Origin of the sequence: Kitasatospora sp. NPDC048298 (assembly GCF_043201465.1) — a bacterium.
Classification (GTDB): domain Bacteria; phylum Actinomycetota; class Actinomycetes; order Streptomycetales; family Streptomycetaceae; genus Kitasatospora.
Window position 1 is genome coordinate 1 of record NZ_JBICYZ010000013.1, and the last position, 24,486, is coordinate 24,486.

Annotated in this window: 22 protein-coding genes; 13 read left to right on the plus strand and 9 right to left on the minus strand. The window is 74.2% G+C overall.

Features of this window, described 5'->3' with window-relative positions:
- Nucleotides 1-94 precede the first annotated feature (94 nt).
- Both ACGF0D_RS13010 and ACGF0D_RS13015 read right to left on the minus strand, forming a co-directional pair.
- On the minus strand, nt 95-1,171 hold the full coding sequence (locus ACGF0D_RS13010) for a restriction endonuclease (RefSeq protein WP_392878099.1): 1,077 nt from the start codon (nt 1,169-1,171) through the stop codon (nt 95-97).
- A 110-nt stretch (nt 1,172-1,281) separates the two neighbouring features.
- Nucleotides 1,282-2,088, minus strand: coding sequence for a hypothetical protein (locus ACGF0D_RS13015; RefSeq protein WP_392878097.1), 807 nt, complete (start codon nt 2,086-2,088; stop codon nt 1,282-1,284).
- 97 nt (nt 2,089-2,185) lie between these two features.
- On the opposite strand from ACGF0D_RS13015, the gene ACGF0D_RS13020 reads away from it, so the two are divergent.
- Nucleotides 2,186-2,383 carry an inorganic diphosphatase gene (locus ACGF0D_RS13020; protein ID WP_392915490.1) on the plus strand — a complete coding sequence of 66 codons (198 nt, stop codon included), beginning with the start codon at nt 2,186-2,188 and terminating at the stop codon, nt 2,381-2,383.
- 49 nt (nt 2,384-2,432) lie between these two features.
- Here ACGF0D_RS13020 and ACGF0D_RS13025 read toward each other — a convergent pair whose 3' ends face one another.
- A complete protein-coding gene (locus ACGF0D_RS13025) occupies nt 2,433-3,701 on the minus strand; it encodes a pyroglutamyl peptidase (protein WP_392915493.1) in 1,269 nt (422 codons plus the stop codon).
- A 168-nt stretch (nt 3,702-3,869) separates the two neighbouring features.
- Between ACGF0D_RS13025 and ACGF0D_RS13030 the strand changes: the two genes are divergently transcribed.
- Together ACGF0D_RS13030 and ACGF0D_RS13035 are read left to right on the plus strand one after the other, a co-directional pair.
- Complete coding sequence (locus tag ACGF0D_RS13030; RefSeq protein ID WP_392915495.1) at nt 3,870-4,925, plus strand: TerD family protein; 1,056 nt, start codon at nt 3,870-3,872, stop codon at nt 4,923-4,925.
- Nucleotides 4,926-5,054: 129 nt separating this feature from the next.
- Complete coding sequence (locus tag ACGF0D_RS13035) at nt 5,055-5,657, plus strand: SUKH-4 family immunity protein (RefSeq protein WP_392878093.1); 603 nt, start codon at nt 5,055-5,057, stop codon at nt 5,655-5,657.
- 79 nt (nt 5,658-5,736) lie between these two features.
- On the opposite strand, the gene ACGF0D_RS13040 is transcribed toward ACGF0D_RS13035, so the two are convergent.
- The gene (locus ACGF0D_RS13040) at nt 5,737-6,414 is read right to left on the minus strand and encodes a TetR/AcrR family transcriptional regulator (protein ID WP_392915497.1); all 678 of its coding nucleotides are present in this window, start codon (nt 6,412-6,414) and stop codon (nt 5,737-5,739) included.
- A 117-nt stretch (nt 6,415-6,531) separates the two neighbouring features.
- On the opposite strand from ACGF0D_RS13040, the gene ACGF0D_RS13045 reads away from it, so the two are divergent.
- Nucleotides 6,532-7,569 carry an aldo/keto reductase gene (locus tag ACGF0D_RS13045; RefSeq protein WP_392915756.1) on the plus strand — a complete coding sequence of 346 codons (1,038 nt, stop codon included), beginning with the start codon at nt 6,532-6,534 and terminating at the stop codon, nt 7,567-7,569.
- Nucleotides 7,570-7,581: 12 nt separating this feature from the next.
- Here ACGF0D_RS13045 and ACGF0D_RS13050 read toward each other — a convergent pair whose 3' ends face one another.
- From ACGF0D_RS13050 to ACGF0D_RS13060, 3 genes are all read right to left on the minus strand, one after another.
- A complete protein-coding gene (locus ACGF0D_RS13050) occupies nt 7,582-8,547 on the minus strand; it encodes a hypothetical protein (RefSeq protein WP_392915500.1) in 966 nt (321 codons plus the stop codon).
- 103 nt (nt 8,548-8,650) lie between these two features.
- Entirely contained in the window at nt 8,651-9,073 is a 423-nt protein-coding gene (locus tag ACGF0D_RS13055; RefSeq protein WP_392878090.1) for a hypothetical protein, read from the minus strand.
- Between the two features lie 263 nt (nt 9,074-9,336).
- Entirely contained in the window at nt 9,337-10,311 is a 975-nt protein-coding gene (locus ACGF0D_RS13060; RefSeq protein WP_392915503.1) for an NAD-dependent epimerase/dehydratase family protein, read from the minus strand.
- A 383-nt stretch (nt 10,312-10,694) separates the two neighbouring features.
- On the opposite strand from ACGF0D_RS13060, the gene ACGF0D_RS13065 reads away from it, so the two are divergent.
- The 7 genes from ACGF0D_RS13065 to ACGF0D_RS13095 all read left to right on the plus strand — a co-directional run bounded on the left by ACGF0D_RS13065 (nt 10,695) and on the right by ACGF0D_RS13095 (nt 19,868).
- Nucleotides 10,695-13,439, plus strand: coding sequence for an SdrD B-like domain-containing protein (locus ACGF0D_RS13065; RefSeq protein WP_392915505.1), 2,745 nt, complete (start codon nt 10,695-10,697; stop codon nt 13,437-13,439).
- Between the two features lie 129 nt (nt 13,440-13,568).
- Nucleotides 13,569-14,420, plus strand: a complete 852-nt coding sequence (locus ACGF0D_RS13070; protein WP_392915508.1) for a hypothetical protein — start codon at nt 13,569-13,571, stop codon at nt 14,418-14,420.
- Between the two features lie 185 nt (nt 14,421-14,605).
- Nucleotides 14,606-15,496, plus strand: coding sequence for an ABC transporter substrate-binding protein (locus tag ACGF0D_RS13075; RefSeq protein ID WP_392915510.1), 891 nt, complete (start codon nt 14,606-14,608; stop codon nt 15,494-15,496).
- Between the two features lie 31 nt (nt 15,497-15,527).
- On the plus strand, nt 15,528-16,529 hold the full coding sequence (locus ACGF0D_RS13080) for an amino acid ABC transporter permease (RefSeq protein ID WP_392915512.1): 1,002 nt from the start codon (nt 15,528-15,530) through the stop codon (nt 16,527-16,529).
- A gap of 2 nt (nt 16,530-16,531) precedes the next feature.
- The gene (locus ACGF0D_RS13085; protein ID WP_392878211.1) at nt 16,532-17,329 is read left to right on the plus strand and encodes an amino acid ABC transporter ATP-binding protein; all 798 of its coding nucleotides are present in this window, start codon (nt 16,532-16,534) and stop codon (nt 17,327-17,329) included.
- 41 nt (nt 17,330-17,370) lie between these two features.
- Nucleotides 17,371-18,999, plus strand: a complete 1,629-nt coding sequence (locus ACGF0D_RS13090; protein ID WP_392915515.1) for an amidohydrolase family protein — start codon at nt 17,371-17,373, stop codon at nt 18,997-18,999.
- Entirely contained in the window at nt 18,996-19,868 is an 873-nt protein-coding gene (locus ACGF0D_RS13095) for a serine hydrolase (protein ID WP_392915518.1), read from the plus strand. The genes ACGF0D_RS13090 and ACGF0D_RS13095 overlap by 4 nt, the downstream gene beginning before the upstream one ends.
- 43 nt (nt 19,869-19,911) lie before the next feature.
- Here the strand turns inward: ACGF0D_RS13095 and ACGF0D_RS13100 are convergent, their stop codons facing one another.
- Nucleotides 19,912-20,835 carry a LysR family transcriptional regulator gene (locus ACGF0D_RS13100; protein WP_392878076.1) on the minus strand — a complete coding sequence of 308 codons (924 nt, stop codon included), beginning with the start codon at nt 20,833-20,835 and terminating at the stop codon, nt 19,912-19,914.
- Nucleotides 20,836-20,844: 9 nt separating this feature from the next.
- Nucleotides 20,845-22,212 carry a diaminopimelate decarboxylase gene (lysA, locus tag ACGF0D_RS13105; protein WP_392915520.1) on the minus strand — a complete coding sequence of 456 codons (1,368 nt, stop codon included), beginning with the start codon at nt 22,210-22,212 and terminating at the stop codon, nt 20,845-20,847.
- 190 nt (nt 22,213-22,402) lie between these two features.
- Here lysA and ACGF0D_RS13110 point away from each other — a divergent pair, with 190 nt between their 5' ends.
- Together ACGF0D_RS13110 and ACGF0D_RS13115 are read left to right on the plus strand one after the other, a co-directional pair.
- Nucleotides 22,403-23,071, plus strand: a complete 669-nt coding sequence (locus ACGF0D_RS13110; protein WP_392915523.1) for a GntR family transcriptional regulator — start codon at nt 22,403-22,405, stop codon at nt 23,069-23,071.
- Nucleotides 23,072-23,157: 86 nt separating this feature from the next.
- Nucleotides 23,158-24,411 carry an MFS transporter gene (locus ACGF0D_RS13115; RefSeq protein WP_392915526.1) on the plus strand — a complete coding sequence of 418 codons (1,254 nt, stop codon included), beginning with the start codon at nt 23,158-23,160 and terminating at the stop codon, nt 24,409-24,411.
- Nucleotides 24,412-24,486: the final 75 nt, after the last annotated feature.

Consider the following 24,486-nt stretch of genomic DNA (forward strand, 5'->3'; position numbering starts at 1 on the left):
GGGTGCTTAGGGTTTGTGCCCAATGGTCGGGGCGCCCCCGGGGGGGGGTGGGGGGGGGGGGGGGGCGGGGGGGGCCCCGGGCCCCCCCGCCCCGTCACGCGTCCACGACCTCCAGCCCGTAGGCGGTCACGGCCTGGCGCAGCCCGCCCGGGTACCCGGCGAGCGCCGGGGTGAACTCCCAGTCCCCGGAGGGCTCGCGGTCGAACCGGCCGAGCCGCATCGCGGTGTTGGTCTCCGCGCCGTCCGCCAGGTGCACCACGGCCGCGTCCTGCCCGGAGCCGGCCTCCAGGATCAGCGCCGGCCCGGCGAACCCGCCCATGGTGGCCCCGGGGTGGTTCTCGGTGTCGGCGGCGGCGATCACGACCAGCCGGTCGACCTCGGCGGGCAGTGCGTCGAAGTCGACCATCAGGCAGGCGTTCGCGTCGCCGTAGCCGGTCACCAGCCGCACCGAACCGTCCGGCGTCGAGGCGTTGTTGTAGAACACCAGGTGGTCGTCGGAGAGCGCCACGTTGCCCGTGCAGACCAGGGCGGCGATGTCGTACTCCTCCTCCCCGGTCCAGTGCAGCAGCAGCCGCGAGGGCTCGGCGGCCACCTCGATGGCGGGCAGCCCGTCCAGGGCGTCGGCCTCGGCGGAGTCCCCGTCCTGGAGGGCCGCGAACACCTCGTGGAAGCCGTGGTGCTTGAGCAGCCCGACCAGCTCGGCGCCGTTGATCAGGCTGACCGGCTTGCCCGCGACGAACTGGTGCGAGCTGGGGCCGAACTTGCTGGTGGTGACCAGGACGGCCTTGGTCGCGTCCCGGTCGTGCCGCAGCGTGCCGTACAGGTCCCGCACCGCGGACGGCGCCACCGTGTCCCGGTACCGCTTCACCTGCACGATGACGTTGCCGCCGCGGAACGGGTCCGGGTCGATGCCGCGGACGTCCACCCCGCCGTCCCGCGACCGGGAGGTGAGCTCGACCTTCATGCCCATCGCCTCCATCAGCCGGGCGATGAGGCCTTCGAACTCGACCGGGTCCATCGCCAGCAGCAGCTGGAGCTCGCGGACGCGCTTGGCCATCCGGCCGCGGTTGGCGTTGGTGTCGTCGCGGAGGTGACGGAACAGCGCGCGCTGGGCGCGGCGTTCGTCGACGTCGGGGTTGCTGAGGCGGTGGAGCTTCCGGCTCCGGGACATGGGCGTGCCCCCTCTTGCATGGTGACGGTTGTTGCAGGCGTCACCGTAGAGGAATCGTGGACGAAGGGATGTCGGGCCGTCAGTTCCGCCGCACAATCGAGATCTGGAGGCTAGCCTGCGTGCAGGCCGAGGGTCCACGCGTGGGTGGTGTAGACGCCCATCCGGGTCGGGTGGCGCTCGACCAGGGTGACGGCGAGGCCGTCGGCGGTGCGGTGCAGCGAGCCGGTGTGGCGCGGCCGGTCCTCCGGGGCGAGGGGGAGCAGCTCGGCCAGTACGGTGTCGTCCAGGTCCCGGCCGACCGCGCGCAGCACGCCCGCGTCCAGCACCAGCAGGGTGCCGTCCGGCAGTACCAGCGGCGCCGGGGCCTGCGGGTCGGCCAGCAGCGGGCCGTGCTCGATCCGGCCGCCGGGCAGCAGCCGGACCACCCGGCTTCCGGTGGGGTGGCGGCGGTCCGTCTCGACCACCCGCAGGGCGCCGCCGACCACATAGTGGCCGTAGCTGGGCCAGGAGTCGACCAGGGTGCCGTCCCGGTCGTACGCCCGGGTGTCGAAGGCGCCTCGGCCCGCCGACCCGAGCAGGAAGCGGCCGCCGCCGAGGGCCGCGCCGCGCTCGCCGCGCAGCTCCGCGAGGGCGGCACCGTCGGCGAGGTCCAGCAGCAGGGCCGGGCCAGGCGCGGTGTAGCCGAAGGAGTCGGTGGTGACCAGCGCCCGGCCGGCCGAGAGGTGCGCCGCGTTCGGACGGCCCGGGCAGGGCCGCCGCCAGCGTTCCCCGCCGGTGGCGTCGACGCGGACGAGCCCGCCGTCCCGGACGTGCAGCTCCGTTCCGTCCCGGCGGGCCAGCGGCCCCTCCGGAAGGCCCTGCGGGCGTCCGCCCGCGCGGCGACGGTGATCCAGGACCGTGACCCGCCAGCTCCCCATGCGCCGGATGGTAGTGGGGCGGGTTGAACGGCGGGGGTGCTTTCGGTGGCCGTCCGGACGGCCGACAATTCCCCCGGAAACCGAGGAGGAGGCCGCGGTGGCGTTCGACGTGGAGTTCGAGGTCATGATCGAGATCCCTCAGGGGTCGCGGAACACGTACGTGATGGACTTCGTGGCGGGCCGGATCCGCCTGGACCGCATGCTCTTCACGGCCACCGCCTACCCCGCCGACTACGCCGAGATCGCCGAGTCGCGCGCCCGCGCGGCGGACGCCCGGTTCGCCGGCCCGGCCTGAACGGGCGCCCGGGGCGGGCCGGTTCCCACCGCCCGCCCCGGAGGCGCCGTCAGAGCCGGGCGGTGCTCAGGATCGCCCGCACCTCGTCGCCGATCGCGGCCTCGTTCTGCTCGAACTCCGGTGCGGTGAGCAGGCTCGGGTCGGCCGGCAGGCCGGTCAGGACCGGGGTGTGCAGATGCCCGCCGGGCAGCCCCGGGGCGAGGAGCGTGCGCAGCCGGTTGGAGCGGTAGGCGACCTCGTTGGACAGGTACCCGCCGCCGCCACCGGAGACCGCGCGGGAGCCGGGGGTGGGGCCGTCCGGCCGGAAGACGGGGTCGGTGGCACCCGCCGGGATCTCGGTGACGAAGGTATTGAGCAGTACCGGGAAGGGCTGCTGGACGGCCCTCATGGCGTCGGTCGGCAGGGTGGTGCGGACGAACTGCGGCCCGGCGGCCAGGCCGGGGGCGTCCACCGGGTGCCGGGTGGTGCCGCCGGAGAGCGCGGCCGCGTTGTCGGTGGCCGGGTCGGCGGAGCGGGCGCGCCCGGCCCACTCCTCCAGGGTGAACTTGCCCGGGTAGCCCTGGCTGATGCTGGTGATCAGGTCGGCGGACTGCCGGCCCGGCCGCAGGTGCGGGGTGAAGGCGCGCTCGACGATGCCCTCGTCGAAGTCCCGGTAGCGCACGGGGAGCACGACCGCCCGGACCTCGGCGGTGCTGCCGTCGGCGAGGGTGATCCGCTGCCCGTGCAGCTGCAGGACGGCCGAGCCGGAGGGGTTGGCGCGGCGCGGCTCGGCGTCCAGGCCGAACGGGTCGAAGCCGCTGACGAAGATCCGCCGGACGCCGGGGGCGGAGTCGAAACCGTCGTCGAGGCCGCGCGAGGCGTCCTCGAAGCGGGCCCGCAGGGCGGCGTGGTCGACGTCGAACCGGGGCTGCCACTGCGCGAGCCGGACGGTCATCGCGAGCCTGGTCCAGTACAGCGGGCGGTCGTCCCTGGCGGGCAGTTCGCCGCTCGGCCGCCGGCCCTGGGCGCGGTCCAGTCCGGCCTGCCAGAGCGTCCGGCCCCAGGTGGTGACCACCCGCTCGGCCTGCCGGGCGTCGCGGGCGGCGCACAGGGCGGACGGGAAGGCCCCGAGCAGCTCTCCCAGCCCGGAGCGCTCGGTGAAACCGGCTGTACGGGCGTCCTGGAGGCGGGCCTGCTCGGCGTCCGACGGCACCGTGGCCGAGGTGCGGCAGCCGGCCGGTGCGGCCGGTGCGGCCTGGGCGGCGGCCGGGGTCAGCAGGGCGGCGAGCGTTCCGGTGAGCGCGGCGGCCAGTCCCGCGGCGCGGCGTAGACATGTCATGTCCGCTGACAATAGGTCCAGACCTTACGGCCCGCCAGAGTGTCGGCACCGTACCTCGCACTGTTGCGGCCCTGACGGAAAGCTGACGGTTCGACCGGGAACCGCCGCGAGTTCTACAGCGTTGTCGTGGAAGAACAGCGGTACTCGTACGGTGGTGGAGGAAGTTCCATGAGCGTGGCCCTGACGAAGGGCGGCAACGTCTCCCTGGGCAGGCAGGCCCCCGGGCTGAGGGTGGTCCGGGTGGGTCTCGGCTGGACGGCCGGGGCGGGGTACGACCTGGACGCCAGCGCGCTGCTCTGCGGGGCGGACGGGAAGGTCGCCTCGGACCAGCACTTCGTCTTCTTCAACAACCTGCAGAGCCCGGACGGTTCCGTCCGGCACCAGGGCGGCTCCGGCGGCGGCTCCGACCGCGAGCAGATCGAGGTCCGGCTCGCGGAGGTCTCCGCCGGGGTGGAGAAGATCGTCTTCGCGGTGGCGATCTACGACGCGGCGCAGCGGCGGCAGTCCTTCGGGCAGGTCCGCGGCGCCCACATCCGGGTCCTCGACCCGGACGGTGGCGCCGAGGTGGCCCGGTACGACATCGTGTCGGACGGCGGCAGCGAGACGGCGATGGTGTTCGGCGAGCTGTACCGGCACGGCGCGGACTGGAAGTTCCGGGCGGTCGGGCAGGGGTACGCCGCGGGGCTCGCGGGCATCGCCACCGACTTCGGGGTGGACGTCCTGCAGCCGGCGCCCGCCGCCGCGCCGGTCGCGCCGCCCGTGCCGGTGAAGCCGCCCGTCGCGCCGGTCGCGGCCCCGGTGCCGACCGTGCCGACCGCCGCCGTACCCGCCGTTCCCACGACCCAGCCAGGGAGCTTTCCCGTGACGTGTTTCTTCGACCCCTCGCACGGCGCCGGCACCACGGCGGTGTACTGGTCGCCGCAGTGGGGCGTGCCGCGCCAGATCGAGGCCTGCGTGGCCTGCGCCCAGCGGGTGCAGACCAACGTCCCGCCGTTCTACACCCCGGCGCAGGCCGGCTACCCCCAGCCGGTCCAGCAGCCGGTCCAGCAGGGCCAGCCGCAGCTGCCCGGCCAGCAGGCCCAGGGCGGGCGGCGCTTCGGCACCGGCGCGCTGATCGGAGCCGGCGCGGCCGGCCTGGTCGGCGGCGCGCTGCTGAACGAGGCCTTCGACGACGACCCCCAGGTGGTCGTCAACAACTACTACGAGGACGACGGCTTCTTCTAGGCCGTCAGGCCGCGGCTGCGCTCGGGCCGCCGGGGATCCTCCCCGGCGGCCTAGAGGGCCTGTCCCGGCTGTCGGCGCGGTGCGCTTCAATGGCGGCAGAGCACCGTTCCGACCGGGGGAGACGCACCGATGACCACGCCCGATGCCGAGCTGCCGGCCGCCGCCGGGAACCCCACCGCCGCCTGGCTGGAGTCCTGCTTCGGCCCCGGCACGCTGTGGCGGCCCGAGCCCGGGGCGCTGCCCGAGCGGCTGACGTCGAAGGCCGCCCGGGCGTTCCTGACCGAGGTCGGCGTCCCGGCCGTCGAGCTGGACTTCCTCGGCTTCGACGCCACCGGCCTGCCCGAGCGCGGCATGTGGGAGGCGGACCTGGACGAGCTGTTCGGCGAGCGCACCCCGGACGACGACACCCCGCCGAGCAACTGGGGGTACTGCGTCGGCACGTTCCACGAGCGGCACCTGATGGTGTCCGGCGACACCGGCACCGTACGGATCTACCACCCGGACGGCTGGGACCACGGGGACGGCTACGGCGGCTGGGCGGCCGACTCGCTGCCCGGGCTGGTCGGCGCGCTGGCGCTGCTGGCCCGCCTGGAGGAGCGGATCCGCGACGGGGACGCCAAGGCCGCGCTGGACGAGTTCGCCGCGCTGGTCCAGGAGTTGGGGCAGGGGCCGGACGAGTCGGACCTCTGGTCGGGCCTGCTGGAGAACCTGCGCGACGAGTACGAGGACTGACCTTCCCCGGTCCCAGCCGGTTGCGAACGGCCGCACGGCGCTTCGGCGCTGTGCGGCCGTTCCTGTCCGACGGTACCTATCAGCCCTGGCGCCGGTACGCCCCGGCCCGGGCCGCCGCCTCGGCGGCCTGCGCCGCGCGGTCCGCGGCCGCCTCGTCCAGCGGCTCCGCGGTGGTGAGCATCCGGTAGTAGAGCGGTGCCGAGACCGCCCGGACGACCTCGAACACGTCGGTGTCCGACGGGAGTTCGCCGCGCTCGACGGCCGCGGTGACGCACGGCGCCCACTCCTCGACCCGGCGCCGGTAGAAGTGCCGCAGGGCCTCGGCCGCGTCGGGGTCGCAGGTCGACGCCACGATGACGGCGCGGAACAGCGCGCCCTGCCGGGGGTCGGCCAGGGTGCGCTGGACGAGCCGGGCGTTGGCCCGGAGGTCCCCGGCGAGGGAGCCGCTGTCGGTGCGCGGCAGCGACTGCTCGGCCATGTCCGCGAGCAGGTCCGCGACCAGCGCCGTGGTGCTGCCCCAGCGGCGGTAGACGGTGGTGCGGCCGACCTCGGCCCGCTGGGCGATGTCGCCGAGGTCCAGGCCGCCGAAGCCGTGCTCGACCAGGGCGTCCTCGGCGGCGCGCAGGACGGCGGCGCGGACCCGGGCGGTCCGGCCACCGGGGCGGACCGTACCGGGTGTGGAGGCCTCGGGCGAGGAGGGCTCCGGTGAGGAGAGCTCGGGCAGGGAGGGCTCGGGCGTGGAGGGCGCGACGGCCATTAACGGGATTCCTGTTCCATTAGCTGGGTGGAGTCTGCTAACTTCGAGACATCCTAACGGAACGGGAGTCCCATTAGGGGCTCCGAGGGGAGAATCGTCATGACCATCGCCACCGACATGGAGTACCGCCGGCTCGGCGCGTCCGGGCTCAAGGTGCCCGCGCTCAGCCTCGGCACCGGCACCTTCGGCGGCCGCGGCCCGCTGTTCGGCGCCTGGGGCACCACCGACGTCCAGGAGGCCCGCCGACTGCTCGACATCGCCATCGACGCCGGGGTCACCCTCTTCGACACCGCCGACGTCTACTCCGACGGCGCCTCCGAGGAAGTGCTCGGCCAGGCGGTCCGCGGCCGCCGCGACCAGGTGCTGATCTCCACCAAGGCCGGACTGCCCACCGGCGACGGCCCCCGGGACGCCGGCACCTCCCGCGCCCGGCTGATCCGCTCGGTGGAGGACGCGCTGCGCCGCCTCGACACCGACCACCTCGACCTCTTCCAGCTGCACGCCTACGACGCCGCCACCCCGATCGAGGAGGTGCTGGCCACCCTGGAGGACCTGGTCCGGGCCGGCAAGATCCGCTACACCGGCGTCTCCAACTTCTCCGGCTGGCAGCTGATGAAGTCCCTCGCCCTCGCCGACCGGCACGGCCGCCCCCGGTACGCCGCCCACCAGGTCTACTACTCGCTCGTCGGCCGCGACTACGAATGGGAGCTGATGCCGCTCGCCGAGGAGGAGGGCGTCGGTGCCCTGGTCTGGAGCCCGCTCGGCTGGGGCCGGCTCACCGGGAGGATCCGCCGCGGGCAGCCGCTCCCGGACGGCAGCCGGCTGCACGACACCGCCGACTACGGCCCGCCGGTGGAGGACGAGCTGCTGTACCGGGTGGTCGACGCACTGGACGAGGTCGCCGCCGAGACCGGCCGCACCGTCCCCCAGGTGGCGATCAACTGGCTGCTGCGCCGTCCGACCGTCTCCTCGGTCATCATCGGCGCGCGCAACGAGGAGCAGCTGCGCCAGAACCTCGGCGCGGTCGGCTGGTCCCTGACGGAGGAGCAGGTGGCCCGGTTGGACGCGGCGAGCGCCCGCACCGCGCCGTACCCGTACTTCCCGTACCGCCGCCAGGAGGCCTTCGCCCGGCTCAACCCGCCGCTGGCGGGCTGAGCCCCGGCGGAGTCAGGAGTGTCCGGCGGTCACGGCCCGGGCGGTCGCCAGCATGGCGTCGTTGCCGGCCTTCGCCGCCGTGAGCTCCGGCAGGCGGAGGCGGATCAGCTCGTTCTCGTAGGCGGTCTCGACGGTGAACCAGACCCCGACCACGTTGGTCCGCTCCTTGCACCGGACGTCCGCGGTGGCCGTGGCGATCTCCTCGGCGGACGGCCTGGTGTTCGCCCCCCACCGGGGGTCCTTCAGGGCGTCCCCGGGGGTGGCATAGGAGTGGCCCCGTTCCGCCATGCAGCGCGACCAGTCCTGGAAGACGGCCTTGACCCGCGGGTCCGACCTCGAACGCTCGAAGCCCTCGAAGTTGATCCCCACCGCGACGTCGGCGTCCCCGCCGGTGCCGCCGTGCGCGATCAGCTCCTGTTGTGCGGCGCTGATGCACCCGCCGGGCGGCAGCTCCTTCCCCCGGAACGAGGAGGCCGTCCCGGGGGCGGGCTTCCCGTCCGTCCCGAGGCCACTGCCGAGCACGGTGTTGACGTCAGGACTCAGCGTGGGCCCATCGGCGGGCTTCTTCCCGTCGGACGGGTCGGGCGAGTGGTAGCCGTTCACGGAGACGTCGGCGAGCTCGACCGGATCGTACCGGTGGGTGGTCTGGGTCCTGGACGGCGCTCCGCCGCCGGTCGGCCGGGTGTAGTCCAGGCCGAAGCCCCGGACGCAGCGGGTGACCAGAACGGCCTCCGCCGCGTGGTACTGCCGGTAGTCCTCCCTGCTCAGCAGGTAGGACTCGATCGGCAGCGTCCGGTCGGCCACCTGGCTCAGCCGGGGTGTGTCGCCGATCGGAGGCGGGTCCATCGGGGTGAGGGAAGCGGGCGGCGGGACGGGGGCGGCGGCGGGTCCGGAAGGGCCGGAGGCGCAGCCGGCGGCGAGGACCAGGGGGATCAGCAGCAGGGCCGGCAGCGAACGGCTGCGGCGGCGGGACGTCATGGCGGGGCTCCTCGGGGCCGGCTCGCGGGGTGGTGCGGTCGGTCGATGACGGCCGGACGGGTGCCGGACCCCCGGCGGGCGGGGGCCCGGCACCCGGTCAGGGCTAGATGTGCTCCCAGCTCTGCGAGTGGTTGTTGTTGCGCATGTCGATGTAGACGCCGGACCACCACACGGTGCCCAGGTTCGCCGAGTGGCCGGCCTGGACGTACTGGTTCGGCCCGGTGTCCCGGAGGCTGTACTCGCGGTAGTGCACGTAGAGGTTGTAGTTGTTGTCCATGTTCTTCACGGACGCGGCGTTGTTCATCACGGGCTGGCCGTTGCCGGCACCGCCGCCGCCGAAGTAGCCGTCGTAGTTGCCGTCCTCGCCCTTGCCGAAGAAGGCGCCCTGCAGGTTGGGGCTGTAGTACAGGCAGGCGTCGCCCGCGATGCAGCCGCCGCTGCTCGCGAGGGCCGGGGTGGCGGCGCCGAGGAGCACCGTGCCGAGGGTGGCCGCGGCCAGGGCGGCGGCTGCCAGCTTCTTCTTCATCCCACTGCCTTCCGTTGGGTGAACCGGAGGGTTTCCGGCTGCCCTTGAGTCTGTGGGGATTCGAAAGCGGGGCCTATCCAGTACCGGCCCCGTCGGGTGTCAAAAGATGGATAGCGTGCCGCTCTCGGGGGCGCTATCGCCGCGCGCGGCAGTGCGCCGCGGGGTGCGGGCGCGCCGTGGGGCCCCGGCCCGGGAGATGTCCGGGCCGGGGCCGGGCCGGCTGCCGCGGGGCGGCGGTCGGCCCGCCGGTGGCTGAACGGGCGTCAGGCCTGCCGGGCGTGCCAGGCGGCGAGCAGTTCGGCCTCCCGGTCGGGGGCGAGGGTCTCCGGCTGGGGCTCGAACGGCTCGATGTCGCGGGCGGTTTCGGCCACCGGGCGGAGGACGAGCCCGGTGGCGAGGGCGGCGGCCGGGTCGGCGGTGCTGGTGGCACGGACCGCCGGGTTGGCGGGCCACAGCGGGAGCGCGCGGTCGGGGACGTCGGTGGCGCGCAGGAAGTCCTCGTCCACCCAGGTGAGGGTGGTGCCGGGCGGGGCGACCGCCGAGGCGACGGCGTCGAGCAGGTCGCCCATGCCGAACGGCGGGGGAGTGGCGGCGTGGTAGGGGCCGGAGGCGCCCTGTTCGAGGAGGGCGAGCATCCAGGCGGCGAGGTCGCGGGCGTCGACCACCTGGAGCGGCGCGTCCGGCCGGCCCGGGGCGAGCACCTCTCCGCCGCGGGTGAGGCGCTGCACCCAGTAGTCGAAGCGGTGGGTGTAGTCCCGGGGGCCGATCACGTACGTCGGGCGCACCAGCAGCGTCTCCGGGCCGAAGGCCTGCCGGGCGGCGCGCTCGCACTGGGCCTTGAGGACGCCGTACGTCGCGGCGGTGACCTCCTCGGCCTCCGGGCCGTTGGAGGGCAGCAGCGGGGAGTCCTCGGCGTAGCCGGGGGCGGCCGGCTCGTCGTAGACGGAGAGGGTCGAGACCAGCAGGTAGCGCCCGGCCGCTCCGGGGTCGACGTTGGCCGCCAACTTCCATACCTGGCGCGGGAAGTAGGCGCAGGTGTCGACGGTGGCGTCCCAGTTGCGGCCGCGCAGCGCGGACAGGTCGTCGTCCCGGTCGGCGATCAGGTGCTCGGCGTCCGGGAGCAGTCCGGCGCCGGAGCGGCCCCGGTGGAGCAGCGTGACCTCGTGCCCGGCGGCAAGGGCCGCCTCGGCGAAGTGGAAACCGATGAAACGGGTGCCGCCGATGACCAGAATGCGCATCCTGACATCGTGCCAGTCCGTGGTGTGGCGGTGCCAATCGGAGTCCGGCTGTTACCCGAGTTGTGGGTGGGGTGCGTGAGCCGGGATCGGTGTGTGTGGTTCCGGTGGGAACTGTGTTCGACGCTCGACGGCCCGTGGCCGCGACCGTTGACGGGGGTGGGGACGCGCCGGAGCGGTCGTCGCTGGTAGGTTGCCCGATGGCGGGAGTGGGGGGCGGGGGTCGCGACGGCCTCGAAACGCCTGATGGGCCGTCAAAGTTCCTTGTTTCCCGGCGAACTTGTGTGAAGGCCCTTTAAGCTCCCGTTAACGATGGCGGTTTTTCGCCGCTCACGAACTCCCTCACGAGGTCGGGCGGAAGGCCCAACTTGACGATGAGAGCAGGGATGACGACGACTAGTGAACGAACGGCCGGTGTCGCGCGCGGCCCGGACCGGCGGCAGGGCGGGCTCGGTCGCACCGTGGCCGGCGCGGCGGCCCTGGCCGTGGTGATCGGCGCCGGCTCGTTGGCGGCGGCCCCCTCGGCCTTCCCGGCGGCCGGCGACGGCACCGTGAAGGTCCGGGTGATCCGGGCCGTCGACACCGACGGGGTGTGGACCCCCGGGCTGGAATCGACCATGGCGGGCGTGAAGGTGACGCTCACCGACGACGCCGGGGTGGCCGTCGAGGGCACCACGGCGGCCGACGGCACGGTGACGCTGGCGCCGGCCACCAGCAAGCTCACCGGCGGCAAGTACCGCGTCCAGGTGGCGAATCCGAAGCCGGGTGTGCTCTACCCGGCCTTCGCCTCGCGCGAGGGCCTGGACGGCGCCCCCAACAAGCTGAGCTCCAACGAGGAGTTCGTCGACCTCTCCGGCGGCAAGACGGTGGAACTCACCACGGGGCTCTGGAGCCCGGGTGACTACTGCCAGAAGAACGCGCCGCTGGTGTCGACCTGTCAGAACCCGCCCGCGGACGGGGACAACCAGCACACGCTGGTGTCCTTCCCGTACGAGTCCCGCGGAACGGCCGGTAAGGGCTTCACCCTGACCGACGTGGCCACGGCCGGGCAGACCGGGAACCTCTACGGCATCGCCTGGAACAGGGCCGACCGCAGGGTGTTCTCCTCGGCCCAGGCCAAGCGGACCACCAGCTACGGCCCCGGCGGCCCCGGCGGGATCTACGTCACCGACTGGGACAAGAAGAAGACCACGCTGTTCGCCACCGTCCCGGACGCGGGCACCACCCCGCACACCCCGGGCAACGACGACGGCTTCCTGGCCCCGGTGGGCAAGGAGAGCCTGGGCGGCATCAAGATCACCGACGACGGCAAGGACCTCTTCGTCGTCAACCTGCACGACCGCAAGCTCTACCGCTACGACGCCACCGCGGCGACGGCGGCCGCACCCAAGGCCGCCTACGCCATCCCGGACCCGGGCTGCCCGGCGGCGGGGGACTGGCGTCCGTACGGCCTCGGCATCCAGGACGGCGTCGGCTTCCTCGGCGGCGTCTGCTCGGGCGAGTCCACCCACAAGGCCTCGGACCTGCGGGCCGTGGTGCTGCCGTTCGACCTGGCGACCGGTGCGTTCAAGTCGGCGGTGCTGAACCAGCCGCTCGACTACACGCGCGGCACCACCGTCGGCGGGCCGTGCCCGGGCACCGGCTGGTTCCCGTGGCAGGACACGTTCCCGACCAGCCAGAACGGTCAGGCCTGCGGGGACAGCTACATGGCCAACCCCGAGCCGGCGGTCGCAGAGATCACGTTCGAGACGGACGGCTCGATGCTGCTCGCCTTCCGGGACCGCTTCGGCGACCAGTCGGCGGCCAGCCCGACGGGCGCCGCGATGGCCAAGGTCCTGCCCGGCGGTGACCTCCTCAAGGCCTGCCCGGCGAACGGCACGTACGTGCTGGACACCAACCTGGGCTGCGGTTCCACGGCCCGGGGCCAGCGGTTCTTCGACAACGCCCGGATCGGCCACAACAACCCCGGCAACGCCGGGATGGCGCTGTCCAAGGTCGAGGACTCCATCGTGACCTCGGGCTACGACAGCGACAGCCAGGCCTACGGCTACGGCAGCGCCTTCCAGAAGCGCAACGGCAAGGCGGACGGCGGCGTCCGGCTCAACACGGCCCCGGGCTCCCCGCCGTTCGGCAAGGGCGCCGCGATGGGCGACCTGGAGGTGCTCTGCGACCAGGCGCCGCTCCAGATCGGCAACCGGGTCTGGTACGACCCCGAGCGCAGCGGCCTCCAGCTGCCGGGCCAGAAGCCGGTGCCGGATGCCACCGTGCACCTGTACGACGAGGCGGGGAAGCTCGTCGGCACCACCAAGACGACCAAGCGCGGCGAGTACTACTTCGACGACGGCAACGTCGACGGAGGCCTCAAGCCGAGGACCAAGTACACGATCAAGCTGGACAACCCGGCGGACTACGCGAAGGACGGCCCCCTCTTCCAGTGGGTGCCGACCGACCACGACGTCGGTGACAACCACTTCGTCGACTCCAAGGGCATCGTCCCCAAGGACGGCAAGTTCCCGGAGCGGGCGCTGACCACCGGCGGCCCCGGCGAGAACGACCACACCTACGACTTCGGCTTCCGCCTGCAGGAGGGTGCGCTGCGCCTGGTCAAGCACGACCAGGACGGCAAGCCGCTGGCGGGCGCCAAGTTCCAGCTGTGGCACGAGACCAACGGGACCGACGGGCTCCAGCCGACCGGCGACAAGCCCGACACCAAGGTCGGCGAGCCCTGCACCACCGGGGCCGACGGCATCTGCCAGGGCACCGGAGTGCCGGGGACGTACTACTGGCAGGAGCTGAGCCCGCCGGACGGCTACTCCGCGCCGGAGGTCACCGTCTTCGGTCCACTGAAGCTGACCTCGGCGAACCTGGACGCCGGCGTGGAGGTGACGGCCGTCAACAAGCTGATCCCCAAGCCGACGCCCACCCCGACCCCGACCGAGACGCCGACCCCGGCGCCGACGTCGGCGGCTCCGGTGCCGCCCGCACCGCAGCCCCCCGCACCCGGGCACCTGCCCAACACCGGTGCGGGTGAGGGGATGCCGATCGCGCTGACCGGCGCGGCGGCGCTGATCGCCCTCGGCACCGCCATGGTGCTGGTGGTCCGCAGGCGCAAGGCCGCCCAGCGCGGCTAGCGGTTTCGCAGTGAGCGGGCCCGGTGGGGGAGACCTCCACCGGGCCCGAATCGGGCGGGTTCGTGGGACCGTTGGGTCCCCCGGACCCGCCCGACTGTCGTGTCCGACCGAGGAGAGGGAGCGGGCCGCATGCCCCGCAAGACGAAGGCCGAGGGTCGAGCGCCCCGTCGGGCCCGGGCCGGCTGGCTCAAGGCCGTGATCGCGATCGTGGTGTGCGGCGCCGCGGCGGGCGGCGTGGCCGTCTACCGGACGGTCTCCGACGAGGCCGTCGAACGCCCGGTGACCACCGACGAGGCGGGCCGGCTCGCCCTGTCGCGCCTGAACCTCTACCAGGCGAGCCCGGTGGCGGTGACGCTCACGGCCGACGAGGGCGGGGGCGTGAGCATCCGGGTCGACGGGGTCGTCGACTACCGCACCCACCGGGGGGTGGGCCGCTACCGGACCACCGGCGCGGGCGGACCGATGGGCCACGGCCTGATCGTCTGGGACACCGGCGGCCTCGGGCTGGCGCCCGACCAGGCCGGAACCGGCAGCACCGGCAGCCCCGGCAGTACCAACAGCCCCGGAAACACCGGCAGCCCCGGTACCGACGCCCCCGCCTGGCAGCAGGCCGAGCACATCCCGCGCCAGGGCTGGTCGCCGCGCACCTACACGGCGGACCCGCTGGACGCCGGACTGAACCTGCTCGTCCAACTCGGCGCGGACCGCCCCGACAACCCGCTGCTGCTCGCCCAGTCCGGCGCCCGCTGGCTGGGCCGGGACCGGATCGACGGCCGGGACTACGACCGCTTCGCCGGTCCGCGCGCCCAGGGCTCCGCGCCCGACGGCGCCCGCTCTCCGCTGACGTACTGGGTGGACGGCGACGGCGGGCTGCGCCGGGTGACGATGCGGATGCCGGGGCTGGGCACCCCGACCACCGTCGAACTCACCGGACGGCAGGCCGACGCCAAGCTGCCCGAGGCTCCCTGGCTCACCGGCTGACGCGCCGGGCCCGCAGGCCCGCAGGCCCGCAACCCCGCGGGCCCGCAAGCCATGCGGAACACCTCCGCAGGGGGCGATCAGCCGTACGAAAATCGTTGGTGAGCCAGCAATAGCTTCATCATCTTCCGTTCACCCGGACCCGGCTGCCAGCATCGGCGCACCGTCACCGCCCGAGGGAGTAGCCGATGAACCGCCCCCGTTCCCTGCGCTGTCTGGCCGCACTGTCCCTGGTCGTCCTGGCCGCCACCGCCTGCGGGCGCTCCGACCAGGGCGGCTCCCCGGCCGCCGGCGCGGCGCAGGCCGCGCAGAACTCCGGGAAGAGCGCCGCCGAGCTGCTCCCGGCGAAGAACAAGCAGAGCGGCGTGCTCAGAGTGGCCACCTCCGTCGGCTACCCGCCGATGGAGATGTACAAGCCCGGGACGACCGAGCTGACCGGCGTCGACCCGGACCTCGCCGCCGCCGTCGCCGGGCGGCTCGGCCTGAAGCTGGAGCTCGCCAACTCCTCCTTCGACGGCCTGATCCCCGGCCTCCAGGCCGGCCGCTACGACCTGGTGATGTCCTCCATGACGGACAGCGCGCAGCGCCGCCAGGCCGTCGACTTCGTCGACTACTTCCGCACCGGCGGCGTGATCATGACGAAGAAGGGCAACCCCGAGGGCATCAAGTCCATCGAGGACCTCTGCGGCAGGAAGGTGGTCCTCGCCAAGGGCAGCTCCAACCTGGAGATCGGCGAGCAGCAGAACGCCAAGTGCGCCGCCAAGATGGCGATCTCGCAGAGCGAGGACGCCCCGACCGGGCTGCTCCAACTGGACAGCGAGCGGGCCGTGGCCACCATCGTGGACTACCCGGTGGCGCAGATGTTCGTGCAGAACAGCGGCTCCTACGAGGTGCTTCCGGATCAGTACGGGACGGCGCCCTGGGGCATCGCGGTGGCGAAGAAGGACTCCGGGCTGCGCGACGCGGTGCAGAAGGCGCTCCAGGAGCTGATCGAGAGCGGCGAGTACCGCAAGGTGCTGGACACCTACCAGGTCGGCGGCAGCGCGGTGGAGCGCGCCACCGTCAACGCGGCGCAGTGAGAACGGCGGTACCGACGAGATGAGCACCGACATGAGAGACCCCGCGACGCCCAACGGCCCCGCGACGACCGCCCAGGCTAGCCCCGCGACGACCTCCGGGGGCGCCGCCGCCGACGACGACCTCGCCTTCGAGGTGACCGGCCGGCCCCGCCCGGCCCGCTGGTTCGCCGTCCTGGCGGCCGCCTTCGTCGCCGTCTGGCTCGCCTGGACCGTCATCGTCAACCCCAACCTGCACTGGGACATCGTCGCCAGGTACCAGTTCGACGGCGTGATCCTGGAAGGGCTCTGGGTGACGGTCCAACTCACCCTGATCTCCCAGGTGGTGGGCATCGTCATCGGCGTGGTGGTCGCCGTGATGCAGCTGTCCGACAGCCCGGTGCTGCGGACCACCGCCGGCGCGTACACCTGGTTCTTCCGCGGCACCCCGCTGCTGGTGCAGCTGATCTTCTGGTTCAACCTGGCGCTGCTCTTCCCGGAGATCAGCATCGGCATCCCGTTCGACGGGCCCAAGCTGGTCAGCTGGCAGTCCAACACCCTGATCACCGGCTTCGTGGCGGCGCTGCTCGGCCTGTCGATCAACGAGGGCGCCTACATGTCCGAGATCGTCCGGGCCGGCATCCAGAGCGTCGACCCCGGGCAGCGCGAGGCCGGTGCCTCGCTGGGCATGTCCAACCGGCAGATCCTCACCCGGGTGGTGCTGCCGCAGGCGATGCGGGTGATCATCCCGCCGTTCGGCAACCAGTTCATCTCGATGCTGAAGACCACCTCGCTGGTCTCCGTCATCGCCGGCGCCGACCTGATGACCGTCTCCCAGCACCTCTACCTCGCCAACTTCGAGGTGATCGCGCTGCTGATCGTCGCGTCCGTCTGGTACCTGGTGCTCACCACCATCGCGAGCGTCGCCCAGCACGCGGTGGAGCGGAGGTTCAACCCGGCCGGGGCCCCGCCGGCGCTGCACCGCCGGGTGCTGGCCAACCTGCGCCCCGGGCGCGGTGGAGCACGCAAGAGCGTCAAGAAGGGGGAGGGCAAGTGATGATGAGTGCGGACCTGGAGAAGCCGGCCACCGAGGTGGTCCTGTCGGCCCGGAAGGTGCGCAAGCACTTCGGGGACCTGGAGGTGCTGCGCGGCATCGACCTGGAGGTCAGGTCGGGGGAGGTGCTCTGCGTGATTGGCCCCTCCGGCTCCGGCAAGTCCACCCTGCTGCGCTGCTTCAACCACCTGGAGAAGATCGACGCCGGGCGGATCGAGGTGGACGGCGAGCCGGTCGGCTACGAGCCGCACGGCGCCTCCGGCAGCAGGCTGCGCGAGCGCCGCCCGCGCGACATCCGCCACCAGCGCGAGCGGATCGGCATGGTCTTCCAGCGCTTCCACCTCTTCCCGCACCGCACCGCGCTGCAGAACGTGATGGAGGGCCCGGTCGCGGTCAAGGGCCGCCGGCGGGAGGAGGCCGAGCGGCAGGCCCGCGAGCTGCTCGCCCGGGTCGGCCTGGCCGACCGCGCCGACCACTACCCGGCCCAGCTCTCCGGCGGCCAGCAGCAGCGGGTGGCGATCGCCCGGGCACTGGCCATGGAACCGACCCTGATGCTCTTCGACGAGCCCACCTCCGCGCTCGACCCGGAGCTGGTCGGCGAGGTGCTCGGGGTGATGCGCGACCTCGCCCGCAGCGGCATGACGATGATCGTCGTCACCCACGAGATGGGCTTCGCCCGCGAGGTCGCCGACCGGGTCGTCTTCATGGACCAGGGCGCCGTCGTGGAGGCCGGCAGCCCGGCCGAGGTGTTCACCGCCCCGCGGCACGACCGCACCCGGGCCTTCCTCTCGACGGTGCTCTGATGGGAGCGATGGGACCAGCGATGGCACAGATGGGAGCGGACGTGACCACGACCCCGGTCGACCTGCTGCTGCGCGGCGGCACCCTGGTGGACGGCACCGGGGCGCCCGCCCGCCCGGCCGACCTCGCCGTCGCGGACGGCCGGGTCACCGTGCTGCCGCCCGGCACCGCGGTGACCGCGGCCGAGACCCTGGACGTCACCGGACGGGTCGTCACCCCCGGCTTCATCGACGTCCACACCCACTCGGACGCGCTCGCCGCCCCCTTCGGCGGCGGCACCCACACCGACGGCGACGCCCTGGACGAGCTGCGGCTCGCCCCGCTGCTCCAGGGCGTCACCACCGAGATCAGCGGCAACTGCGGGATCAGCCTGTTCCCCGCGCTGCCCGAGCGGCTGCCCGAACTGGCCGGGCACCTACGGGTCTCCTTCGGCCTCGGGCCGGTGCTGCCCGCCGAGGACTTCGACGCCTTCGCCGCCGGCCAGCGGCCCGAACTGCGCCGCAACCACATCGCCTCGCTGGTCGGCCACGGCACGCTGCGCGCCGGGGTGATGGGCTTCGAGGACCGCCCGCCCACCGCCGAGGAGCTGGCCGCCATGTGCGAGCTGCTCGACCGGGCGCTGGGCCAGGGCGCGGCCGGGCTCTCCACCGGCCTGATCTACCCGCCCGGCGTCTACGCGGACACCGAGGAGATCGTCGCCCTGGCGAAGGTCGCCGCCCGGCACGGCAAGCCGTACGTCACGCACCTGCGCGACGAGATGTCCCAGGTGGAGAAGGCCCTGGAGGAGGCGCTGGAGATCGCGGTGCGCTCCGGCGCCCCGCTCCAGGTCTCCCACCACAAGACCGCGGGGCGGCACGCCTGGGGCGCCACCCTGCGCACCCTGCCGCGCCTGGAGCAGGCCCGCGCCGACGGCGTGGACGTGCTCTGCGACGTCTACCCGTACACCGCCGGCAGCACCGTGCTGCACGCGATGCTGCCGCCCTGGACCAGCGAGGGCGGGCCGGCCGCGCTGCTGGAGCGGCTGCGCAGCAAGGAGGTGCGGGACCGGATCCGCACGGACATCGCGAACGGCGTCGAGGGCTGGGAGAACACCGTCGGCAACGGCGGCTGGGACCTGATCTCGGTGGCCGCCGCCCCAGCCCGCCGTACGGCCGAGGGCCGCCGGATCGCCGACCTGGCCGCCGAGCGCGGCACCGACCCGGTGGAGTACGTCTGCGACCTGCTGCTGGAGGCGCAGGGCGAGGTGACCATCATCAGCCACTCGATGCGCGAGGACGACGTCCGCCGGGTGCTGGCCAGCCCGCTGTCGATGATCGGCTCCGACGGGGTGCCCAAACCCGGCCGCCCGCACCCCCGTTGGGCGGGCAGCTTCGCCCGGGTGCTCGGCCACTACGGGCGCGAGCAGGGGCTGCTGCCGCTGGAGCTCGCGGTGCACAAGATGACCGGCCTGCCCGCCGAGCGCTTCCGGCTGGCCGGGCGCGGGGTGGTCCGGGACGGTGCGATCGCGGACCTGGTGGTGCTGGACCCGGCGGCCGTCCTGGACGGCGCGACCTTCGAGCGGCCGCTGCTGCCGCCGGTGGGAGTGGAGACCGTGGTGGTGGCCGGGAGGGTCGCGGTGCGCGGCGGCCGGGCGACCGCGATCCGGGCCGGAGAGGTGGTGCGGGTCCGATGAGCCTCGCCCAGGTGGCGGCCGCCGCGCGCAGCTCGGCGGCGCTCCCGCTGACCCTCGCGGTGGCGGCCGTGGACGTGGACGCCGTCGGCCCGGCCGACGGCGCCGACGGCGGCTCGGTCGGCGCGGTCGGGGTGGACGACACCGTCGTGCTGCCCGTCGCCAGCGCCTCCAAGCTGCTGCTGCTCGCCGAGGTCGCCCGGCGGCTGGACACCGGGGAGCTGACGGCCGGGCGGTCGGTGGCGATCCTCCCCGAGGACGTCACCGGCGGCACCGGCCTGCTCGGCCGGCTGAGCCGGCCCGGCTGGACGGTGGAGGACCTGGCCTGGCTGACCGCCGCGGTCAGCGACAACACCGCCACCAACGCGCTGCTGCGGCTGGTCGGGCTGCCGGCCACCGCCCGGCTGGCGCGCGAGCTCGGGCTGGAGCGGCTCACCCTGCACGACCGGGTGCGCGACGAGCGCGGGCCGGACGTCCCGCCCGTCTTCGCCACCGGCACCGCCCGCGACCTGGCCCGCCTGGTGGCCCTCGCCGTCCGGGGCACCATGGCCACGCCGACGGCCTCGGCCCGGCTGCTCGGCTGGATGCGCGCCAACACCGACCACGGCCTGGTGCCCGCGCTGATCGACCACGACCCGTACGCCCCCGGCTTCCCCGAGCCGCTGCCCGGCCGCCTGCTGGTCGCCAACAAGACCGGCACGGACACCGGGGTGCGGGCCGACGCGGGCGTCATCGTGGGCGCCCGCCGGGTGGCCTACGCGGTCGTCGCGCACTGGGACGTGGCGCTCGGGCCCAGCACCGAACGGGCCGCCGTGCACGCCATCAGGGACGTCGGCCGCGCCCTCGCGGCCTGGGCCCAGCGGCCGGCCTGAGCCGGCTCGCCGCCGGCCTGATCCCCCGGCCCGGGCCGGGGGATCAGGCCCACCGCATGTCGAGCAGGGACCTGATCTCCCCGGCGGCGGCGCCGAGTTCGGCGAGGAAGTCCCGCAGCACCGGGTTGCGGTTGGTGGCCCGGGTGGCCACCCCGATCCGGCGGTGCAGCTGCGGATGGTCCAGCCGGCACACGTGCACCCCAGCGCTGTCGGCCAGGCCGAGCGCCGGGATCAGCGCGACGCCCATGCCGGCCCGCGCGAGGTTGATGGTCACCTGGTAGTGGTCGCTGCGGCAGCGCACCCGGGGGCGGAACCCCTCGGCCGCGCAGGCGCGTTCGAGCACCGGCTCGCCGGTGCTGCCGCCGTGGGTGCCGATCCAGCTCTCGCCCTCCAGCTCGGCCAGCCGCACCACCGAGCGCCGTCCGAGCCGGTGCCGCAGCGGCACCACGACCAGCTGCGGCTCCTCGAAGTACATCCGCACGTCCACCGCCGCCTGCCGGCACCACGGGTCCAGCGGGTGCTCGAAGACGACGGCCGCGTCCAGCCGGCCGGCCTCCAGGTCCGGGACCAGCTCGTGCGGCTGGCCCATGATGAGCTCCAGCTCCACCTGGGGGTGCCCGGCGGCGAACGCGGCCAGCGCCCGGGGCAGCAGGTCCAGCCCGGCGGAGGCGAAGAAGCCGATCCGCAGCACGCCGGCCGCGGCCTGGGCGTGCGCCCGCAGGTCGTCCTGGGCGACGGCCATCAGATCGGCGATCGCCTGCGCGTGCTCGGCCAGCCGGACCCCGGCCGGCGTCAGGCGCAGGGACTGCGGAGCCCGTTCCACCAGCGCGACACCCAGCTCCTGCTCCAGGCGGGCGAGCTGGTGCGAGATGGCGGACGGGCTCAGGTGCAGGGCCTGCGCCGCGGCCACGATGGTGCCCCGGCGGGCGATCTCCAGGAGGACGTGCAGTCGGGCGCTGTTCAGCATCGGCCCAGGTTAGAGGGTGTAGTACGCCGGCTGCGCGGCCACCGGTTCCCGGGTGCCGGCGGCGGCCACGTCCAGCCGGAGCAGGTCGTGCTCGGTCTCCCGGCGCACCACCAGGCGGGCCTCGCCGTCGCGGACGAAGACCACGGCGGGCCGCGGCAGCTTGTTGTAGTTGGACGCCATGGCGTAGCCGTAGGCGCCGGTCACCGGGGTGGCCAGCAGGTCGCCGACCCGCAGGTCGGCGGGGAGCGCGGCGTCGTCGATGATCACGTCGCCGCTCTCGCAGTGCTTGCCGACCAGCCGGGCGCGGGCCGGGCGGGGTGCCTGGGGGCAGCGGGGCAGGAAGGCCTCGTAGCGGGCGCCGTACAGCGCGGGGCGCAGGTTGTCGCTCATCCCGCCGTCCACGCTGACGTAGGTGCGCACGCCCTCGATCCGCTTGACGGTGCCGACCCGGTACAGGGTCAGCCCGGCCCGGGCGGCGATCGAGCGGCCGGGCTCGACGCCGATCTCGCCGCTCCAGCCGGCGCCGCGCACCGCCGCGCGGACCCGCTCGGTCCAGACGGCGAAGGAGGGGGCGCTCTGCCCACTCAGGTAGGCCACGCCCAGGCCGCCGCCGACGGTCAGCCGGCGCAGGCCGTGCTCCACCGCGAACCGGGCCACCGCGGCGGCGCCGTCGGCCAGTTCGGCCGGGTCGAGCACCTGGGAGCCGACGTGGGCGTGGACGCCCTCCAGCCGTACCGCGGCGGAGGCCTCGGCCCGGCGCACCGCGGCCGCGGCGGCGCCGTCGGCCAGGCCGAAGCCGAACTTGGAGTCGTGGCCGCCGGTCTGGATGGCCTGGTGGGCGCCGGCCGCGACCCCGGGTGCCACCCGCAGCTGGATCCGGGCCGGGGGCAGGCCCTCCTCGTGGTGCAGCCGTTCGATCCGGTCCAGCTCGTCGAAGCTGTCCACCACGATGTGGCGCAGGCCGACGGTCAGCGCGGTGCGCAGCTCGGCCTCGTCCTTGTTGTTGCCGTGCAGCACGATCCGCTCCGGGGCGACCCCGGCGTACAGCGCGGTGCGCAGCTCGCCGCCGGAGGCGACGTCCAGCAGCAGCCCCTCCTCGGCGGCGAGTCGGGCCATCGCGGTGCAGAGGAAGGCCTTGGAGGCGTAGGCGACGTTGCCCCGGCCGAAGGCGGCCACCGCCTCGCGGCAGCGGCGGCGCAGGTGCTCCTCGTCGTAGACGAACAGCGGCGTGCCGTACCGGCGGGCCGCCTCGGCGAGGAGCACGCCGCCGACGGACAGGCCCTCGGGGCGGAACTCGGCGGTGAGCGGCAGCAGGCCCGGATCGACGGGCGGCAGGGCCTGGTCGACGGGCGGCAGGGCCGGCGGCACAGGGGACACGGGCGACATGGGGGACAAGGCTTCCTCCCGGCAGGCTGTTGGCCCCGCCCATCCTCGGCCCTGCGGGAGGGGCTGAGAAAGCGCATTCTTCGGGCCCTGAGCAGTACCGAAACCGATGCTCGGGCTCCGCCGGAGGACCCTCCACGGCTGTTGCATCTAAGCTTGCATCTATGGTGCTACGGTGTGCTCCATGGCCGACACCCCGCCCCCCGCCCGCGTCCCGGCCGCGGACCGCGCCTACGAACTGACCAAGGACCTCATCCTCGGCGGCGGCCTGCCCGGCGGCACGCTGATCAGCGAGGGCGAGATCGCCGAGCGCGCCTCGCTCAGCCGCACCCCCGTCCGGGAGGCCTTCCTGCGGCTGCAGGCCGAGGGGCTCCTCCAGCTCTTCCCCAAGCGCGGAGCCGTCGTGGTGCCGGTCGGCCCCGGCGAGGCCGAGGACGTGCTGGAACTGCGCGAGGCGCTGGAGAGCACCGCCGTGCGCCGGATCACCCGCCGCCCCGACGGCCTCGACGCGCTGGTCCGGCAGCTGTCCGAGCTGATCGACCAGCAGCGCGGACCGGCCCGCCGGGCCGACCTCGGCGCCTTCGCCGACGCCGACGAGGCCTTCCACCGGGGCATCGTGACGGCCTCCGGCAACGAGCTCGCCGGACGGTTCTACGGGACGCTGCGCGACCGCCAGCGCCGGATGGCCGTCCAGCTGCTCCAGGTGCGGCCCGAGCGGCAGGCGGAGCGGCTGGCCTCGCTGGTCGAGGAGCACACCGTGCTCGTCGAGCGGATCGCGGCCCGTGACCCCGAGGGCTTCACCGCCGCCCTGCGCGCCCACCTGGACGCCCACCGGGCGGTCACCGACCGCTGACCCCCCTTCACCGCGCGCCGACGACCGTGCGCGCACACCCCCGACGGACCGCCGGGACCGACCATCCGACAAGGAGCAGCACCACCATGAGCACCACCCGGCCGCCGTCCGCCGGTCCCGTCGCACCGTCCGGCCGGGGGCGGCCGTGGCTGCTCGCGGCCCTGGCCATGCTCTGCTGCGGGTGGGGCGGCAACCAGTTCACCCCGCTGCTGCTGATGTACCGCCACCTCGGCGGCTACTCGGAGGTCACCGTGGACGCCTTCCTGGGGGCGTACGTCCTCGGGCTGGTCCCCGGGCTGCTGGTCGGCGGCGCGGCCTCGGACCGCTACGGGCGCCGCCCGCTGATGATCGGCGCGGTGGCCGTGTCGCTCGCCGCCAGCGCGGTGCTGTGCGGCGGCACCGCCGGTGAACTCCCCATCTACGCCGGGCGGTTCCTCACCGGCATAGCCGTCGGCATCGCGATGGCCGTCGGCACCAGCTGGGTCAAGGAGCTCTCCCAGGCCCCGCACGACCCGGCCGCCGACCCGGGCGCAGGCGCCCGCCGCGCCTCCCTCGCCCTCACCCTCGGCTTCGGCCTCGGCGCCGGGGTGGCCGGGGTGCTCGCCCAGTGGGGCCCCTGGCCGATGGTCACCCCGTACCTCGCCCACCTGCTGGTCACCCTGCCCGCGCTGTTCCTGCTCCCGAGGGCCGTCGAGACCCGGGCCCGCTCGGCGGCCGTCCGCAGCCTCTGGGCGGACCTCAGGGTCCCGGCGGCCGGACACCGGCGCTTCGTCCGGGTCGTGCTGCCGATGGCCCCGTGGGTGTTCGGCTCGGCCGGCGTCGCGTACGCGGTGACCCCGCAGCTGGTCGGCGACCGGCTCGGCGACTGGTCGCTGGCCTACGCGACCCTGCTGACCGTCCTCACCCTCGGCACCGGCGCCCTCGTCCAGCCCTTCGCCAAGCGCTTGGACTCGCTCTCCTCGGCGCGCGGCGTCATCGTCTCCATGGTGCTGATGGCCTGCGGCATGGCCGTCTGCGCCGGCGACGCGGCGGTCCGCTCCCCGCTGCTCGGCCTGGGCGGCGCGGTCCTGCTCGGCGCCGCGTACGGGATCGGGGTGGTCTCCGGACTGCTGGAGATCCAGCGCATCGTCACCCCGGACGACCTGGCCGGCATCACCGGCGTCTACTACGCGCTCTGCTACTCGGGCTTCCTGCTGCCCGCCGTGCTCGCGGCGCTCTCCTCGCTGGCCTCCTACACCGTGATGCTCACCGTGGTGACGGCCCTCGCCCTCGCCAGCCTCGCCGTGATCGTCCTCTCCTCCCGCCACCCCGCCCCGACCCCGGCGGAAGCCCCGCACTGACCTTCGTCCGCCGCTCTCCTGCCTCCCCGCCCGCTCCCGGGCGGGGAGGCAGAATGCGCTCGGTTCCGCCGAGAG